We start from the raw sequence: 17,314 nt of genomic DNA, 5'->3' as shown, positions 1-17,314 counted from the left end.
CGCATGAACATTCCGGTGTTCCACGACGATCAGCACGGCACCGCCATCATCTCTTCGGCGGCCCTGCTGAACGGGCTGGAACTGGTTGGCAAGAACATTGAAGACGTCAAGGTCGCCGTTTCCGGCGCCGGTGCTGCCGCGCTGGCCTGCCTGGACGTGATGGTGGGCCTGGGCGTACGGCGTGAAAACGTGTCGGTGTGCGACTCCAAGGGCCTGATTTATGAAGGCCGCCCCGGTGGTTTTGACGAGTCCAAAGCCCGTTTCTCCCAGAAAAGCGAACTGCGCACGCTGGCCGATGTGGTCAACGGCGCTGACGTGTTCCTGGGTTGCTCGGCCGCTGGCGTTCTGACGCAGGAGATGGTCATCACCATGGCACGCGCGCCGATTATTTTGGCGCTGGCCAACCCCGAGCCTGAAATTCGCCCCGAGCTGGCCAAAGCCGTGCGGCCTGATTGCATCATTGCCACCGGCCGCTCCGACTACCCGAACCAGGTCAACAACGTCCTGTGTTTCCCCTACATTTTTCGGGGTGCACTCGACTGCGGTGCCACCAAGATCACCGAAGCCATGAAGCTGGCCTGCGTGCGCCAGATCGCCGACCTGGCCAAGGCCGACATCAGCGAAGAAGTCGCCCACGCTTATGCCGGCAAAGAGCTGGTGTTTGGACCGGATTACCTGATTCCTACCCCGTTTGATTCGCGCTTGATCATGCGCATCGCCCCGGCGGTGGCCAAAGCCGCCGAAGAATCGGGCGTGGCCGTGCGCCCGATCAAGGACATGGAAGCCTACCGCCAGCAGTTATCAAGGTTTGTCTACCAAACCGGCATGATCATGCGCCCGGTGTTCAGCGCCGCCAAAGCGGTGGCCAAAGAATCCAAACGCGTGGCCTACGCTGAAGGCGAAGACGAGCGCGTGCTGCGCGCCGCCCAAGTGGCCGTGGACGATGGTTTGGCACACCCGATTCTGATCGGCCGCCCGGCGGTGATCGAGGCCCGCATCCTGAAAGCAGGTCTGCGGATTCGGCTGGGAGTCGACGTGGAATGCGTCAACCCCGAAGACGACGCCCGTTTCCGTCAGTACTGGGAAACCTACCACCGCCTGATGGGACGCCATGGCGTGTCGATCGACGCGGCCAAAGCTGCCGTGCGCCGCTCCAACACCACCATTGCCGCGCTGATGCTCAAGCTGGGTGATGCCGATGCCGTGCTGTGCGGACTGCTGGGGCGATTTGACACCCACCTGGAACACATCAAGGACATCATTGGCGTGAAAAAAGGCGCCTCTGGTCTGGCCACCCTGAATGCCCTGATGCTTGAGCAACGCATCCTGTTCATTGCTGACACATTCGTTAATGAAGACCCGGATGCAGCTCAACTCGCGAGTATTGCGGTGATGGCGGCCGACGAAGTCAAACGCTTTGGCCTGCCGCCCAAAGTAGCGTTCATGTCGCACTCGATGTATGGCTCATCCAACCGAAAATCAGCCGTCAAGATGCGCTTGGCGCACGAGCTGTTTTGCCAATTGGCGCCTGATGTGGAATGCGATGGCGAGTTGCAAGGCGACGCGGCACTTTCCGAAGAAATGCGCCATGCAGCGCTGATGGACAACAAGTTGAGCGGCGAAGCCAACATCCTGATCTGTCCTAATCTGGACGCGGCCAACATTCTCTTCAATGTGCTCAAAATGACCAGCGGGCACGGCGTAACGGTCGGCCCTATTTTGCTGGGCGCAGCGGCCTCGGCGCATGTGCTGACACCGTCCTCGACGGTGCGGCGCGTGGTCAACATGACGGCCTTGGCGGTGGCGGATGCCGCCCACAGCTCTGCATCAAATCGCTCTTAAGCCCCTGTCCCATCTACGTAGACAGCTATGAAATCAGGAGTTAACGATCGACATGCGCAATGACCTGGCACGCTCGACTGCAACTTGACTACCGGCTGGAAGCCGGGCGCACGGTGGCCCGGCATGAGCACGACGGGCCACTGCGCATACTGCAAAGCCTCTACCCCGAAGGCGAGGCGGTGTGTCACAACGTGCTGGTGCATCCCCCGGGCGGCTTGGTCGGGGGCGACACGCTGGACCTTCAAATCACCGCGGGCGGCAAGGCCCACGGCCTGATCACCACGCCCGGCGCGACCCGTTTTTACAAATCGGCGGGCGAGCCGGCCATTCAGCGCACCCACATCACCCTGACTGATCAGGCACGCCTGGAATGGTTGCCGCTGGAGGCGATTTGCTACAACCAGTGTCTGGCTGAAAACCACCTCACGATCAACCTGGCCCCACAGGCCGAATTCATGGGCTGGGACTTCACAGCCCTGGGGCTGCCCCTCGCCAACCAGCCTTTTCAACAAGGGAGTTTTCTGCAACACCTAGAAGTTCCAGGCGTGTGGCTGGAACGCGGGCAGATCAAGGCCGATGACGAGCGGCTGATGAACGGGCCTCTGGGTCTGGCGGGTCAGCGCTGCCTGGCCTCGCTCTTCTTCGTGGCTGGCAGCAAGCTGGAACGTGAACGCCGACAAAGCGCGCTGGACTTGGCCCGTGACGTGATCAACGCCCACCCCTTGCGCGCCACTGCAGGCGTGACCAGCCCGGACGGGCAAATTGTCGTCCTGCGGGTGGTGGCACCGGTGGTTGAACCGGCCATGGACTTGCTGCGGCAGGTGTGGTCTGGATGGCGCCAGCATTTCTGGGCGCTTTCAGCCAACAGCCCCCGCATCTGGTCCACCTAGTGCTATTATTTTCGAATCAACCCGACCCCGATGTGATCAAATTTCGCACTTACTCCCTGTGGCTTTGCGTCAGATGAAGAGCTTCTGATGGCACGGCCTGAAGACGATCTGTCCAGCTCGCAAGCGCTGGTCATTGACAGCAACCCGACCTCGCGCTCCATCTTGGTGTCGCAGTTGCGCGATTTCGGCATGGGCACCGTGGTGCAATGCTCGCGGCTGGTGGATGCGCGCCGTCAATTGGAGTACAGACCCTTTGACCTGGTGTTGTGCGAGCTGAATTTTCCCAACGAAGTGTCCACGGGCCAGGACCTGCTCGATGACTTGCGGCGCAACCAGTTGTTGCCCTTCTCCACGGTCTTCATCATGGTCACGGGCGAGGCCACCTATGCCAAAGTCGCCGAAGCAGCCGAATCTGCGCTGGACGGCTATTTGCTCAAGCCGCACAAAGCCGCGCAACTTGGTGAACGCCTGTATCAGGCCCGCATTCGAAAAATATCGCTGGCTGAAATTTTCAGTGCCATCGAAACCGAAGATTTCGAGCGCGCTGCTGAACTGTGTCTGCACCGGTTCGAGTCCCGTGGCCTGTTCTGGTTGTACGCCGCCCGCGTGGGGGCCGAGTTGCTGCTGCGCACCGGCAAATGCGCTCAGGCTCAAATCCTGTATCAGGCGGTGGTAACCGCCAAAACCCTGCCCTGGGCCAAGCTCGGGGTGGCGCGCTCACTGCTGGACGAAGGCCGGGTGGCCCAGGCCAGCACCACGTTGGAGAACCTCATCAGCGAAGACCCGACCTATGCCGATGCCTACGACGTGATGGGACGCGCCCAGTTTGAGCTGGGCAAGATGGACAGTGCCCTGTCCACCTACAAAATGGCCAGCGACCTGACCCCGGCCTCGATCAGCCGCCTGCAAAACCTGGGCATGATGACCTACTACTCCGGCGACCGGGTTGAGGCCGAAAAGGTGCTCGACCGCACGGCCCGGCTTGGGCTGGACTCCAAGATGTTCGACTGCCAGACCCTGGTTCTGCTGGCCTTCACGCGCCTTGAAACCGGCGACCGCAAGGGCCTGCAACGCTGCCGGGATGACTTTGCCCGGCTCATCGAGCGCAACCCGAAGAGCCAGCGCCACCAACGCCTGGCTCACATTGTGGAAGCCCTGTCATACATTCAAAACCACCAGTTTGCACAGGCCCTGAGCGCCGTGCGCGACCTGGTCAAGTTGGTGAAAACGACTGACTTTGACTTCGAATCGGCATCCAACCTGTTGTCCTTGATGGCGCAACTGGCCAGCAAAGCCATCCAGCTTGATGAGGTTGATACGGTGGTGGACACGCTGGGCATGCGCTTTTGCACCAACCGCGCCATGACGGAATTGCTCGCGGGGGCCGCAGGGGCACATGCGCCTTACGCCGCGAGGGTTCGGGCCGCGCACGGCCAAATCATGAAGCTCACCGAACACGCTTTATTGATCAGCATGGAAGGCGATCCGGCGGGCGCCGTCAAAGACCTCATCCTGCACGGCAAAGAAACCCTCAGCGGCAAGCTGATAGAAACTGCGCACCTGGTGCTGCACAAGTACGCACACAAAATTGAAGAGGCCCCGCGCCTGACCGAAATCGTGCAGGCCTTGCGCACCCGCTATGCCACGCACAGCCAAAAGCCGGTCTTGGGCGAGCAAAAACGCCAGGCTGGCGGCCTGTCCTTGCGCACCGGTAGCGCGCCCCCCAAAGCGCCTGAAGTTCTGACCTAAATCGCCACCATCTGGCGCACGCCGTCAACTTCCATGTTGCAACCCTTTCCCTGCGCCAGCACGGCGCCGCGCTCCATCACCACGTAATCATCCGCCAATTCCTGGGCAAAATCGTAGTACTGCTCCACCAGCACAATGGCCATATTGCCACGGTCAGCCAGCATGCGAATGACGCGACCAATGTCCTTGATGATGCTGGGCTGAATGCCCTCGGTGGGCTCATCCAGAATCAACAGTTTGGGCCCGGCCGCCAAGGCCCGCGCAATCGCCAATTGCTGCTGTTGCCCGCCCGACAAATCTCCCCCCCGGCGCTGCAGCATCTGCTTCAACACCGGAAACAGTTCAAACAACTCGGGCGGTATCGGTGTGCCGGCGCTTTTGTAGGCCAGCCCCATGCGCAGGTTTTCTTCAACCGTGAGTCGTGCAAAAATTTCGCGACCCTGCGGTACAAAACCAATACCCGCTCGGGCGCGTTCATAAGGGGTGTCTTTCTGAATGGGGCGGCCATCAAATTCGATGCTACCGGTCTTTATCGGGATCAGGCCCATCAGGCTTTTGAGCAGCGTGGTCTTGCCCACCCCGTTGCGACCCAAAATGACGGTAATCTTGCCCAGCGTGGCTTGCAAACTCATGTCGCGCAGGATGTGCGAGCCGCCATAGTATTGGTTGATGTTTTTGACGTTCAGCATGCTCATCTTCCCAAATAAACTTCGATCACACGCTCGTCAGCCTGCACTTGGGCCAGGGTACCTTGCGCCAGCACCGAGCCATCGCACAACACCGTGACGATGTCGGAGATGGTGTTGATGAAACTCATGTCGTGCTCCACCACCATCAGGGAATGCTTGCCTTTGAGTGACAAAAACAACTCTGCCGTGCGCTCGGTTTCTTCGTCGGTCATACCCGCGACCGGCTCGTCGAGCAATAACAATTTGGGGTCTTGCATCAGCAGCATGCCGATCTCCAGCCACTGCTTTTGTCCGTGGCTCAGGTTACCGGCCAGACGCGACACGCTGTCAGCCAGATGGATGGTGTGCAGCACCTCCAGCAAGTGGTCGCTTTGGGCTGAATCCAGCCTGAAAAACATCGAGGCCGTGACTTCCTTGTTGGTTTTGAGCGCCAGTTCCAGATTCTCGAACACCGTGAGATGCTCAAACACGGTGGGTTTTTGAAACTTGCGGCCAATGCCCATCTGCGCAATCTCTGCCTCTTTGTAGCGCAGCAAATCAATCGTGCTGCCAAAGAACACCCGGCCTTCATCGGGCCGCGTTTTGCCGGTGATGATGTCCATCATGGTGGTCTTGCCGGCCCCGTTGGGGCCGATGATGCAGCGCAATTCGCCAGGGGCAATGTCGAGTGAGAGCTTGTTGATGGCCTTGAAACCATCAAAACTCACGCTCACATCTTCCAGGTACAAGATACGCCCGTGGGTCACATCGACCTCGCCCGGGGTGTGCAAGCGCGAGAATCCGGCGGCACGTCCACCGGATTCTGTTTGGCCGGACTTAGCCGCCAGTGCGGCCGTGTGCGCCTCGACCCGGCGGGCGCCTTGTTCCATCAAATCGGGGGTCATGTTTCGCTCCTGATTTTTTTAGGCCAGGCCAGGCTGAGCTTCTTGATCAGTCCCACCACGCCGTTGGGCAAATACAGGGTTACGCCAATGAAAAGGGCCCCCAAAAAGTACAACCAGAATTCCGGGTAGGCCACCGTCAACCAGCTCTTGGCACCATTCACAATAAACGCACCGAGGATGGGGCCGATCAGCGTTGCGCGGCCACCGACCGCCGCCCAGATGGCGATCTCAATCGAGTTGGCCGGGCTCATTTCGCTGGGGTTGATGATGCCGACCTGCGGCACATACAAGGCCCCCGCCACGCCACACATCATGGCCGAAATGGTCCAGATGGTGAGCTTGTAGCCCAGCGGGTTGTAGCCCGAAAACATGACCCGGGTTTCTGCATCACGCACCGCCTGCAAGACCCGGCCAAACTTGCTGTTGACCAGCCAGCGGGCCAACAGGTAGAAGCCGAGTAGCGTCACACCGGTCATCACAAACAGCGTCATGCGCATGCTGGGGGTGGCGATAGGAATCGACAAAATCCGCTTGAAATCCGTGAAACCGTTGTTGCCGCCAAACCCGGTTTCATTGCGAAAGAACAGCAACATGGCGGCAAAGGTCATCGCTTGCGTGATGATGGAAAAATACACGCCCTTGATGCGGGAGCGAAAAGCAAAGTAGCCAAACACAAAGGCCACCAAGCCCGGCACCGCCACCACGAGAAACAGCGTGGCAACAAAACTATCGCTCAAACTCCAGTGCCAGGGCAGCGTCTTCCAGTCCAGGAACACCATGAAGTCAGGCAAGTTGCTTTTGTAGTTGCCATCGGCACCAATCTGGCGCATCAGGTACATGCCCATGGCGTAGCCACCCAGCGCAAAAAAGACGCCATGGCCCAGGCTCAAAATGCCGGTGTAGCCCCAGATCAAATCCATGGCCAGCGCACAAATGGCGTAGCACATGATCTTGCCTACCAGCCCCACGGCATAGTCGCTCAGGTAAAACACGCTGTCTTTGGGCACCAGCAGGTTTAGCGTGGGCGCCACCGCGCAGACCACGAGCAAAGCGATGGTGAACGCACTCCAACCGGTGCGTGACAGCAGCGGGCTGGGTGTGGGTAATGGGGTGTTTGGCTGCACAGGAGAATTCATCGTTGTCGTGTTCATCGTTCAAGCCTCCGCTGAGCGGCCCTTCATGGCAAAGATGCCTTGAGGACGCTTCTGGATAAAGATGATGATGAAAACCAGCACCGCAATTTTGGCCAGCACCGCGCCGACCCAGCCCTCCAGAAATTTATTCAGGATGCCCAGGCCCAGGGCCGCATAAACCGTGCCGGCCAACTGACCTACGCCGCCCAACACCACCACCATGAACGAATCCACGATGTAGCCCTGTCCGAGGTCGGGACCCACGTTGCCGACCTGGCTCAAGGCGCAACCGGCCAGGCCAGCAATGCCCGAGCCGAGCGCGAAGGCATAGGTGTCAATGCGGGCGGTGTTCACGCCCATGCACGACGCAATCGCACGGTTTTGCGTGACGCCGCGCACAAACAAACCGAGCCGTGTTTTGCCGATCAGCCAGCCCACACTCAGCAGCACAAAGATCGCAAAACCAATGATCACCAGCCGGTTGTAGGGCAGCGACAAGTTGCCCAGCACCTGCACGCCACCGCTCATCCACGACGGGTTTTCAACCCCCACGTTTTGAGCACCAAACAAGGTGCGCACGCCTTGCATCAGCATCAGGCTGATGCCCCAGGTGGCCAGCAAGGTTTCCAGCGGACGGCCATATAAAAAGCGAATCACGCTGCGCTCGAGCGCCGCGCCCATCAGGGCCGAGGCCATGAAAGCCACCGGCAGCGCGGCCAACAAATACCAGTCAAACGCACCGGGCAGGTATTTTTGAAACAAGCCTTGCACCACATAGGTGGCGTAGGCGCCAATCATCATCAACTCGCCGTGCGCCATGTTGATGACGCCCATCAGGCCGTAGGTAATGGCCAAGCCGAGCGCCACCAGCAACAGGATGGACCCCAGGCTGATACCGCTGAAGATGGCGCCCAAGCGGTCGCCCCAGGCGAGCGCCGCCTCCACCTCACGCAAGGACTTCTGCAAGGCGGATTTAACGTCGGGCTCAGGCTCTTGTGCCAGCCGCGCCAGCAGCACGGTTTTGGTGTTGGCCTGAGTGCTGGTACTTAGCAGTTTGGCCGCTTCCAGGCGTTTGGTTTTGTCAGTGCTGTTGAGCAGTGCTGCGGCGCGCACCAAGCCCAATTGTTCTTTGATTTGGGGATTTTGTTCGGCGGCAAACGCCTTCTCGATCAGCGGTAATTTGGACTCATCAGCGTCGCTTTGCAACTGCTTGATGGCCGCAGTGCGAATTTTTTCATCCTTGGAGAAAAGCTTGAGCGCAGCCAGAGCGGAGTCCAGTTCACCCCGCAGGCGGTTGTTGTTGGTCACGTCTTCGGCATCGGCGGGCACGGCAAATTCGGCCCGGCTGACCGGATCAAAACCCTTGCCATCGCGTACCACAAAGACCTGTTCACCCTTGAATTTGACCGCGTCATCGGCCAGGGCCTGCAATAAATAAACTGTATTGGCATCAGCCGTGACCACCGCTTTGTTCAGCGCTGCGATGCGGACCTCTGCGTCCCCAATTGCAATAGCTTTTACCTCTTCAGCGGTTATGGAATAAGCGTTAGTAGCTATAAAAAACATAGCATACATCAGCAGCAGGATCATTCGTCGAAGCATTGACAGACGCCCCAGGTAGATTGTTTATTGAACGAACAGCCCGAAGAAATGTTTCCTTCGGGCTGCGTGACAGCGTTAAGACTTATTTTTTGACGGGTTCGTCAGGCTTGACCGAGTTGCCTTCGATGTACGGGCTCCATGGCTTGGCTTTCACCGGGCCGGGTGTTTTCCAGACCACGTTGAACTGACCATCGGCTTTGACTTCACCGATAAACACTGATTTGTGCAAGTGGTGATTTTTCTCATCCATCTTGCTCACGATGCCGCTGGGTGCCTTGAAAGTCTGGCCGGCCATGGCGGCAATCACTTTGTCGACATCGGTGGACTTGGCTTTTTCAACCGCTTGTTTCCACATGTTGATGCCGATGTAGGTGGCTTCCATCGGGTCGTTGGTCAGAGGCTTGTCAGCGCCAGGCAGCTTCTTGGCTTTGGCGTAGGCCGACCACTTGGCGATGAACTCGGTGTTGGTGGGGTTCTTGATCGACTGGAAGTAGTTCCAGGCGGCCAGGTGACCGACCAGCGGCTTGGTGTCCACACCGCGCAACTCTTCTTCACCCACCGAGAAGGCCACCACAGGCACGTCTTTGGCTTTCAGGCCGGCATTGCCGAGTTCTTTGTAGAACGGCACGTTGGAGTCACCGTTGATGGTGGACACCACGGCAGTCTTGCCACCGGCGGAGAACTTCTTGATGTCAGCCACGATGGTTTGGTAATCGGAGTGACCAAACGGGGTGTACTTCTCGTCGATGTCGGTGTCTTTCACGCCCTTGGATTTCAGGTAGGCGCGCAGAATCTTGTTGGTGGTGCGGGGGTAGACATAGTCAGTACCGAGCAACACCCAACGCTTGGCGCCGCCGCCTTCTTTGCTCATCAAATAATCAACCGCCGGAATGGCTTGCTGATTCGGTGCCGCACCGGTGTAGAACACGTTCTTGGAGAGTTCTTCGCCTTCGTACTGAACCGGGTAGAACAGCAAGCCGTTCAATTCTTCCAACACCGGCAATGCCGATTTGCGCGATACCGAGGTCCAGCAACCGAAGATGACGGCGACTTTGTCTTGCGTCAGCAGTTGTTTGGTTTTTTCAGCAAACAGGGGCCAGTTTGATGCGGGGTCCACCACCACAGGCTCCAGTTTTTTGCCGAGCACGCCACCCTTGGCATTGATCTCGTCAATCGCCATCAACACGGTGTCTTTCAACACGGTTTCAGAGATGGCCATGGTGCCTGAGAGGCTGTGAAGAATACCGACCTTGATGGTGTCCGCAGCGAATGCGGGCACAGCAGACAAGGTGGTGAGAGCGACGGCAGCGGTGAGTGCCTTGAGCGTAAAACGACGCGACTTCAAGCTATTCATGTGTGACCTTCAAAAGTTAAAGAAAACCGGTTTCGCCGCGCTTGGCCTGGTTTTAGACCGGCTTTGCGTAACGATGGGTTGACTTTAGGGAAGGTCAGGCATTCATGGAATACGCCGGATGGCGTAGGGACCCGTTTAACAATCAGCCTTTGGCCTTGTGAAACCGGATGGAATTTCTCCCTGATTTTTTGGCCTGGTACATAGCCGCATCGGCCCATTTAAGAAGTTCATCCTGACTGGCTTCATGGTTCACAAACAGCACGACACCGATGCAGGCCGAGCAGTGATGCACGACGTCCTCATCTGCACCACCGACAGACGGAATCTTCAACAAGTAGGGTTCTGACAAAAGTGCCCTGATTTTTTCAGCAACTCCGCAGGCCTGCGAAATCGATTCATCTTTGTCGGCGACCAATTCGCTTAGCATCACCACGAACTCATCACCCCCAAAACGCGACACAGTGTCCACCTCCCGCACACACGACGTCAGGCGTTTGGCCACTTCAATCAGCAGCAGGTCGCCCGCGCCATGTCCATGTTGGTCATTCAGCGGTTTGAAGTTATCCAGATCAAGGAACATCAACGCCGCATAGTGGCCGCTGCGCTTGCTGGCGGCCATGGTCTGATTCAAACGGTCGACGAGCAGCCGTCGGTTGGGCAGTTGGGTGAGCGTGTCATAAAACGCCATCTGACGCACCCTGTTTTCCATCTGCTTGTGCTCCGTGATGTCCTGAATAAAGCCATGAACCCGACGGTGACTGAGGTCCGGTTTGCCAATGACATGGACGCTGCGCACATGGCCTTTGGCAGTGATGATTTCCAGTTCAACGTCGAACGGTTCTCCATGCTCAATCGCCTGCTGCACGGCCTGCTCGATCACCGGCCTGGAAGCCGGGGTGTAAAAACTCACCCCCTTTTCCACGTTCGGCTGGTAGGTATTTTCAACCTCATGAATGGCGTAAACCTCATGCGTCCAGGTCTGGATTAAAGTGTCAACATTGACTTCCCAGCCACCCACTTTGCCGATCTGCTCTGTTTCCTTGAGCAGTTGCGTGAGTTGATTCAACGCCTCTAGGGCCTGGTTGCGCGCGGTGATGTCCCGCAAAAAAGCAAAAAAATGTTCACTCGCATTTTTGTAGTGGGAAGCGCTCACTTCCACGTGCCAGACCGATCCATCCTTGCGCCGATGCCGGGTCTCAAAAATTTCACTGCCAGCGGCAGCGATGCGTTGAATGTGTTTTTCAGTGTCAGCCCGACTCTCTTGCGCTTCCAGATCAAAAATTTGCAGCCCCAGCAATTCCTCGCGGGTGTAGCCGGATTGCTGGCAGTAGGTGGGGTTGACATCCTGCAGATGACCGGCGCTGTCAAACCGCCAAAAGCCATCGCGCGTGGTTTTCAGAATGCCAAGCAGGGTGTCACTGCTCTCTTGCAGCTTGCGATAAGGCGCCTGCACGCCCTCCGAAAAGAGGGCTCGGTACACCATAAGGTAGGCCAGGGCCTTGTAAACGTGGCCGAGCAGGTTAAACAGATCGGTCACATCGGCATAAAGGGTGAAAAACATTTCCGCCAACGCCTGCACCCAGGCGGCACCCGCCAGCCACTGGCCGTCGCTATGGGCTGAACGTTTGTTTTTCAAAAACAGCAACACGGCCGCCGCGCCGTAAAGGCCCATCAACACGTATTCGCTGACCACTTTGAAGCGGGTCAACCCCTGGCCCTGAATAAAGGTACGGGGCAACCTATCGGCCTGCGTCAGACCGACCCAGCCGATGCCCAGCGCCAACCCCAAGGCCGCCAGCAAGGCGATGCGGCAGACGTTTTCCGACCAGTGCGTCAGGGGCCGTAGCGCCACAGCGAGAAACACCCCGGCGGCTAAAAAGCGCCCGGCCAGCCAGAAATTAATGGCTTTTTCAGACCCACTGGGGGTAATCCAGGTCGGCATACCGGCGTAAGACAGGGTGTGCGCAAAATCAATCAGGCTGACCGCTAGAAAACCCACACCCAACATCATCAAATGGCTGTTGTCAGGCTGGCGGCGCAGATTCCAGGCCAGCGCAAAAACCATGATCGACACGGCCATGGCGACAAATTCCAATCCGCTATGAAGGGGAAGGTAGTTGGCAGGAACGGCAAAGAACCGGACTTCAGGCAAAGATTGCCCCACCAGCAGCAGCAGCGTCAGGGCGCCGACCCACAGGAATGGGGTCTGATTTTTACGCCACATAGAGCCTCTTTTCTTTGAACTGGATTCAAAGAAAAATATGCCGCACCTTGCCGATCTGCGCGCTGATATTGCGCAAGTGCGCTAACTGCGCAAAGATTACAACCAGCGCACCTCGGTCGCCAGCAAATAGCCCGCGCCGTAAACCGTACGAATGGTTTTGGGGTGTTGCGGGTCGGATTCGAGCTTGCGCCGCAAGCGGGACACCCGCACATCGACACCCCGGTCCAAGGGCGACAAGTCGCGTTCGCCACACAACTGTTCGCGGTCCAGAATGCGGTTGGGGCGCTGCAAAAACTGCAGCAGCATACGCGACTCACCGGCGCTCAGCGTCCATTCCTGACCGCCCTCGGAAGTCAAACGGTTGGAGTCGGCCACAAACCGCCAGCCGCCAAATTCAGCGATCTGGGAGCGCACTGGTACGGCGGTATTTTTCTTTTCATGGCGCCGCAAAATACTGCGCACACGCGCCACCAGTTCTCGCGGCTCGAAGGGTTTGACCACATAGTCGTCGGCCCCCAACTCCAGCCCCATGACCCGGTCACTTAAGTAGCCGCGCCCGGTCAGCACCATCACGCCGCAGTCGTAGCGCGCCTGCAAGTCGCGCACAACATCCATGCCATCGGCATCGGGCAAACCCAGATCGACGATGCACAGGTCTGGCACCTGCTCCTGCATGAGACGGCGCAGGGCGGCTGCGGTGTGGCACTCCGTGGTTTTGAAGCCAAACTCCCGCAAGGTTGTGCTCACCAGACGACAAATATCGACATCGTCATCGAGCACATAGATGCTGCCCGGTCCTTCGGGCGCTTGAAAGGGTTCAGTGCTCATGCCATCAAGCCCTCCAGCGCCTGCCGCAACTCCTGGTCGGTAAACGGTTTTTTGAGCAACTGGGGCGACGGCGCCCCCACTGGCGCAGCCGGGTAGCCCTCCGAGTAACCGCTGATCAGCAAGGTTTTGACGTGTGGTGCGCTCTGGCTGGCCTCAAGGCACAGGGTGCGCCCGTCCTTGCCGCCGGGCATTACCAAGTCTGAGATCAAAACACCTACAGACGGCACGCTGGCCAGCAACAACAAGGCATCGGCAGCGTGGTCGGCTTCGATGACCGGGTAGCCCAGGCCCACCAGTTGCAGTCGGATCACGCGCCGCACATCCGGGTCGTCCTCAACCAGCAACACCAGCGGGCGTTCAACGCCGGGCTGGTTGGCGTTTTGCTGCGCGCCGGTTTGCGAATCGCCTTCAAGCTCCTCGCTGGTACAAGGCAACACCACGGTGACCACACACCCGGCCCCCAGCGCACTCTGGATGCGAATGCCGCCACCCGACTGCTTGGCAAAGCCGTAAACCATGGAAAGTCCCAAGCCACTGCCCGAGCCAAACCGCTTGGTGGTGAAAAACGGCTCGAACGCCCGTGCCTGCGTGGCCGCATCCATGCCGGTGCCGGTGTCGGACACGCTCAGGGAAACGTAGCAACCCGGCTTGACATCGAAATCACCCACCTGGCTGGCGTCGAGTTGCAGACGCGTGGCCCGAATGGCCAGTTGGCCGCCCTCGGGCATGGCATCACGCGCATTCAGCGCGAGGTTGAGCAATGCGTTTTCAAGCTGCTGGGCGTCGGTCATGGCAAACAGCGGTTCGTCCAGCGACAAAGCAGTGAGGGTGACGTGGGCGGGCAGCGTGCGTTTAAGCAGGATCAGACTGTCGGAGACCAATTCGGAAATACTCACACGCCGCGGTGTGAGTGGTTGCTTACGGGCAAACGCCAGCAACCGCTTGATCAGCGAGGCTCCCCGGCGCGAAGCCTTCAAGGCGGGTACCACATATTCACCAATGTCCGGGTCGTCCGGGTAGCGCTCATGCAGCGTGACCAGGTTGCCAATCACAACGGTCAGCAAGTTGTTGAAATCGTGCGCGAGGCCACCGGTCAGTTGCCCCACGGCTTCCATTTTTTGCGCATGCACCAGTGCTGCCTGCGCATTTTTCAGGTCGGTGATATTGACCGACAACACAAAACAACCGGCCACGCGTCCTTGCGCGTCCAACTCGGGCACCAGCTCGCTGCGGGCATACACCACGCGGCCACTGGCGTTGCGCATGGCGTATTCGTAGCTGACGTTGTCGCCCAGCAAAGCCCGCTTGACGTGGCGCGAAATATCGTCATAGACCTCATCTCCGACGATGTCATGAATCGTATGCCCTACCAGGTCTTCCTTGGCGTGGCCGAACCAGTCGGCGTAGCCTTTATTGACATAACGGTAGATTTCCTGGTCATCAAAGTAAGCAATCAGAGCCGGCACGGTATCCGTGATCAGGCGCAGATTTTCTTCGCTGCGGCGCAGCGCCTCGGTGATGCGCTGGTTCGCATCGTCCGCCATGACCAGACGCTCGTTGGTGGACTGAAGTTCGGCGGTGCGCTCGGCCACGTGATTTTCCAACTCAGCGTTTTGCTGCTGAATTTGTTGCTGATACCGCCTGCTGACCGTGATGTCGCTGTAGAGCGTGACAAACCCGTTGTAGGGCAAGGGCTCCCCGCGCACTGCCAGAATCTGGCCCCCCGGCCGGTCGCGCTCGGTGTAGTGCGGCGTAAAACTGCGGGCCAGACGCATGCGCTCGGCCACCAACGCATCCACGTCGCCGGGCCCATATTCGCCGCGCTCAGCATTGAAGCGAATAAAGGACTCAAACTTGGCCCCGACAAACGCCATTTCTTCCGGAAAACCCAGAAGCTGCAAAAAAGCCTTGTTCCAGGCCACGATATTCAGGTTGCCATCAATCACGGTCAGGCCCTGGTCAAGCCGGTCCAGCCCCGCCTGAAGCAACTCGTGCCGGTAGTGGGTTTGATGGGGATCAGGTGGGAAATGAGAGGGCATAAGGGTCAGACTGAATCGTGATTTTTCATTTTAGGGTGCCACTCACCGGCACGCACAGGCTGCAAACATTCGATACATTTGCCCCGAAATTTCGAAACAGTCGAATGTCATGATCAATGCCGAACTGGCTGGTCACCCCTCGCCGGTTGAAAGACCCTAATAAAGAGACCACGAACTACTGGAATCTACTCCTTAATTCATAGCTGCTTGCGCAGTGAATACGGGGGCTAGAGGCCAATTATTCATATAAAACCATGAACAACTCAGAAATTCTTTCCCAGTTCGGCCCGCGCGAAGCCATGGAATACGACGTGGTCGTGGTCGGCGGCGGCCCCGGTGGCTTGGCCACCGCCATCCGCCTGAAGCAACTTTCGCTGGAAAAAGGCAAGGAAATTTCGGTCGTGGTGCTGGAAAAAGGCTCCGAGCCCGGCGCGCACATTCTCTCGGGCGCCATCATGGACCCGATCGCGCTAACCGAACTCTTTCCTAACTGGAAAGCCATGGGCGCCCCACTGAACCAGCCGGTGACCGATGACGCCATGGTGTTTCTGGGTGAGAAGTCAGGCTTTCGTCTGCCCAACTTCCTGTTGCCAGCCTGCAGCCACAACGCGGGCAATTACATCGTCAGCCTCGGTGCTGTCACCCGCTGGCTGGCCCAACAAGCCGAAAACCTGGGCGTTGAAATCTTCCCCGGCTTTGCCGCGGCCGAAGTGCTTTACAACGACGACGGTTCGGTCAAAGGCGTGGCCACCGGCAATATGGGCGTCGGCAAGGACGGCGAACCGGGCGAGAACTTCCAGCTGGGCATGGAACTGCTGGGCAAGTACACGGTGTTTGCCGAAGGCACACGCGGCCATTTGGGCAAACAAGTCATTGCCAAGTTCAATCTCAACGCCGACAGCGACCCGCAAACCTACGGCATCGGCATCAAGGAACTCTGGGAAATTGACCCCAAACGCCACCAGCCCGGCTTTGTCATGCACACCGCCGGCTGGCCGATGGACAGCAGCACCTATGGCGGCTCGTTTCTGTACCACATGGAGGGCAACAAAATCTCCATCGGATTCATCACCGGGCTGGACTACGCCAACCCGTACCTGAGCCCGTTTGAAGAATTCCAGCGCTGGAAGACGCATCCTAATGTGCGTTATTACTTTGAGAACGACCAAGGCGAAGTGACCGCCAAGCGCCTGAGTTATGGCGCCCGTGCCATCACCGCCGGCGGCCTGATGTCACTGCCCAAAACCGTGTTCCCGGGCGGCGCATTGATTGGCTGCGAAGCCGGTTACTTGAACGTGAGCCGCATCAAGGGCAGCCACGCCGCCATCAAGACCGGCATGCTGGCTGCAGAAGCCGCTTTTGACGCCATCACCGCCGGGCGTCAACATGACGAACTGAGCGCCTACCCCGAGGCGTTTGAGGCCAGCTGGCTGCACAAAGAACTCAACAAATCACGCAACTTCAAAGCCTGGTTCAAAAAGGGCCTGACCGTGGGCGCACTGATGAACGGGCTGGAGCAGTTTGTCTTGAAAGGCAACATGCCATGGACGCTGCGCCGCGACAAGGCCGATCACACCTACCTGAAACCCGCTGCTGACTGCCAGCCGATCGTTTACCCGAAGCCCGATGGCAAGCTGACGTTTGACCGCCTGAGCAGCGTCTTCATCAGCAACACCAACCACGAAGAACAGCAACCCGCGCACTTGACATTGAAAGACGCCTCGGTGCCGGTCAACGTCAACCTGGCCCAATTTGACGGCCCGGAGGCACGCTACTGCCCGGCCGGTGTCTATGAATTCGTCAAGAACCCCGACAACACGGACCGCTTGCAGATCAACGCGCAAAACTGCGTGCACTGCAAGACCTGCGACATCAAGGACCCGACGCAAAACATTGTGTGGGTCACGCCGGAAGGCGGCGGCGGGCCTAATTACGCGGGCATGTAATTCCAACGGAATAAGCCCCAATTCAATCGTTTTTTACTAGCAAGGAAATCACATGAATGACCAAAACGGCTATGACATCGAAGACCTGAGCGTGGGCATGAGCGCCACCTTTTCCAAAACTATTACAGAAGCGG

Annotated in this window: 12 protein-coding genes and 1 pseudogene; 5 read left to right on the top strand and 8 right to left on the bottom strand. The window is 58.3% G+C overall.

Annotation, left to right across the window (positions count from 1 at the left end):
• The 3 genes from WCG50_RS11580 to WCG50_RS11570 all read left to right on the top strand — a co-directional run.
• On the top strand, nt 1-1,842 hold a 1,842-nt coding region (locus WCG50_RS11580; protein WP_336899756.1), incomplete at its 5' end, for a phosphate acyltransferase.
• A gap of 59 nt (nt 1,843-1,901) precedes the next feature.
• Nucleotides 1,902-2,732, top strand: coding sequence for an urease accessory protein UreD (locus WCG50_RS11575; protein WP_336899755.1), 831 nt, complete (start codon nt 1,902-1,904; stop codon nt 2,730-2,732).
• Nucleotides 2,733-2,819: 87 nt separating this feature from the next.
• Complete coding sequence (locus WCG50_RS11570) at nt 2,820-4,481, top strand: response regulator (protein WP_336899754.1); 1,662 nt, start codon at nt 2,820-2,822, stop codon at nt 4,479-4,481.
• Here the strand turns inward: WCG50_RS11570 and urtE are convergent.
• The 8 genes from urtE to WCG50_RS11530 all read right to left on the bottom strand — a co-directional run bounded on the left by urtE (nt 4,478) and on the right by WCG50_RS11530 (nt 15,234).
• The gene (urtE, locus tag WCG50_RS11565) at nt 4,478-5,170 is read right to left on the bottom strand and encodes an urea ABC transporter ATP-binding subunit UrtE (protein ID WP_336899753.1); all 693 of its coding nucleotides are present in this window, start codon (nt 5,168-5,170) and stop codon (nt 4,478-4,480) included. The genes WCG50_RS11570 and urtE overlap by 4 nt on opposite strands.
• A gap of 2 nt (nt 5,171-5,172) precedes the next feature.
• Complete coding sequence (gene urtD, locus WCG50_RS11560) at nt 5,173-6,054, bottom strand: urea ABC transporter ATP-binding protein UrtD (protein WP_336899752.1); 882 nt, start codon at nt 6,052-6,054, stop codon at nt 5,173-5,175.
• Complete coding sequence (gene urtC / locus WCG50_RS11555) at nt 6,051-7,205, bottom strand: urea ABC transporter permease subunit UrtC (RefSeq protein ID WP_336899751.1); 1,155 nt, start codon at nt 7,203-7,205, stop codon at nt 6,051-6,053. The genes urtD and urtC overlap by 4 nt, the downstream gene beginning before the upstream one ends.
• 3 nt (nt 7,206-7,208) lie before the next feature.
• Nucleotides 7,209-8,753 (bottom strand): urea ABC transporter permease subunit UrtB, encoded by a 1,545-nt coding sequence (gene urtB, locus WCG50_RS11550; RefSeq protein ID WP_336899757.1) that lies wholly within the window; start codon nt 8,751-8,753, stop codon nt 7,209-7,211.
• Between the two features lie 118 nt (nt 8,754-8,871).
• The gene (urtA, locus tag WCG50_RS11545) at nt 8,872-10,143 is read right to left on the bottom strand and encodes an urea ABC transporter substrate-binding protein (protein ID WP_336899750.1); all 1,272 of its coding nucleotides are present in this window, start codon (nt 10,141-10,143) and stop codon (nt 8,872-8,874) included.
• Between the two features lie 142 nt (nt 10,144-10,285).
• Entirely contained in the window at nt 10,286-12,367 is a 2,082-nt protein-coding gene (locus tag WCG50_RS11540; RefSeq protein WP_336899749.1) for an MASE3 domain-containing protein, read from the bottom strand.
• Between the two features lie 96 nt (nt 12,368-12,463).
• Nucleotides 12,464-13,195: a response regulator transcription factor gene (locus WCG50_RS11535; protein ID WP_336899748.1), complete on the bottom strand. Its 732-nt coding sequence runs from the start codon at nt 13,193-13,195 to the stop codon at nt 12,464-12,466.
• Nucleotides 13,192-15,234: a PAS-domain containing protein gene (locus tag WCG50_RS11530; RefSeq protein WP_336899747.1), complete on the bottom strand. Its 2,043-nt coding sequence runs from the start codon at nt 15,232-15,234 to the stop codon at nt 13,192-13,194. The genes WCG50_RS11535 and WCG50_RS11530 overlap by 4 nt, the downstream gene beginning before the upstream one ends.
• A gap of 254 nt (nt 15,235-15,488) precedes the next feature.
• Between WCG50_RS11530 and WCG50_RS11525 the strand changes: the two genes are divergently transcribed.
• Nucleotides 15,489-17,180: an electron transfer flavoprotein-ubiquinone oxidoreductase gene (locus tag WCG50_RS11525; RefSeq protein WP_336899746.1), complete on the top strand. Its 1,692-nt coding sequence runs from the start codon at nt 15,489-15,491 to the stop codon at nt 17,178-17,180.
• Between the two features lie 52 nt (nt 17,181-17,232).
• Nucleotides 17,233-17,314: pseudogene (locus tag WCG50_RS11520) on the top strand ((R)-hydratase); the annotation flags it as partial.

The sequence above is a fragment of the Rhodoferax sp. genome (assembly GCF_037143375.1).
Lineage (GTDB): Bacteria > Pseudomonadota > Gammaproteobacteria > Burkholderiales > Burkholderiaceae_C > Rhodoferax.
Note: the sequence above shows the minus strand (reverse complement) of the source record. Positions and strands in the feature narration are given on the sequence as shown.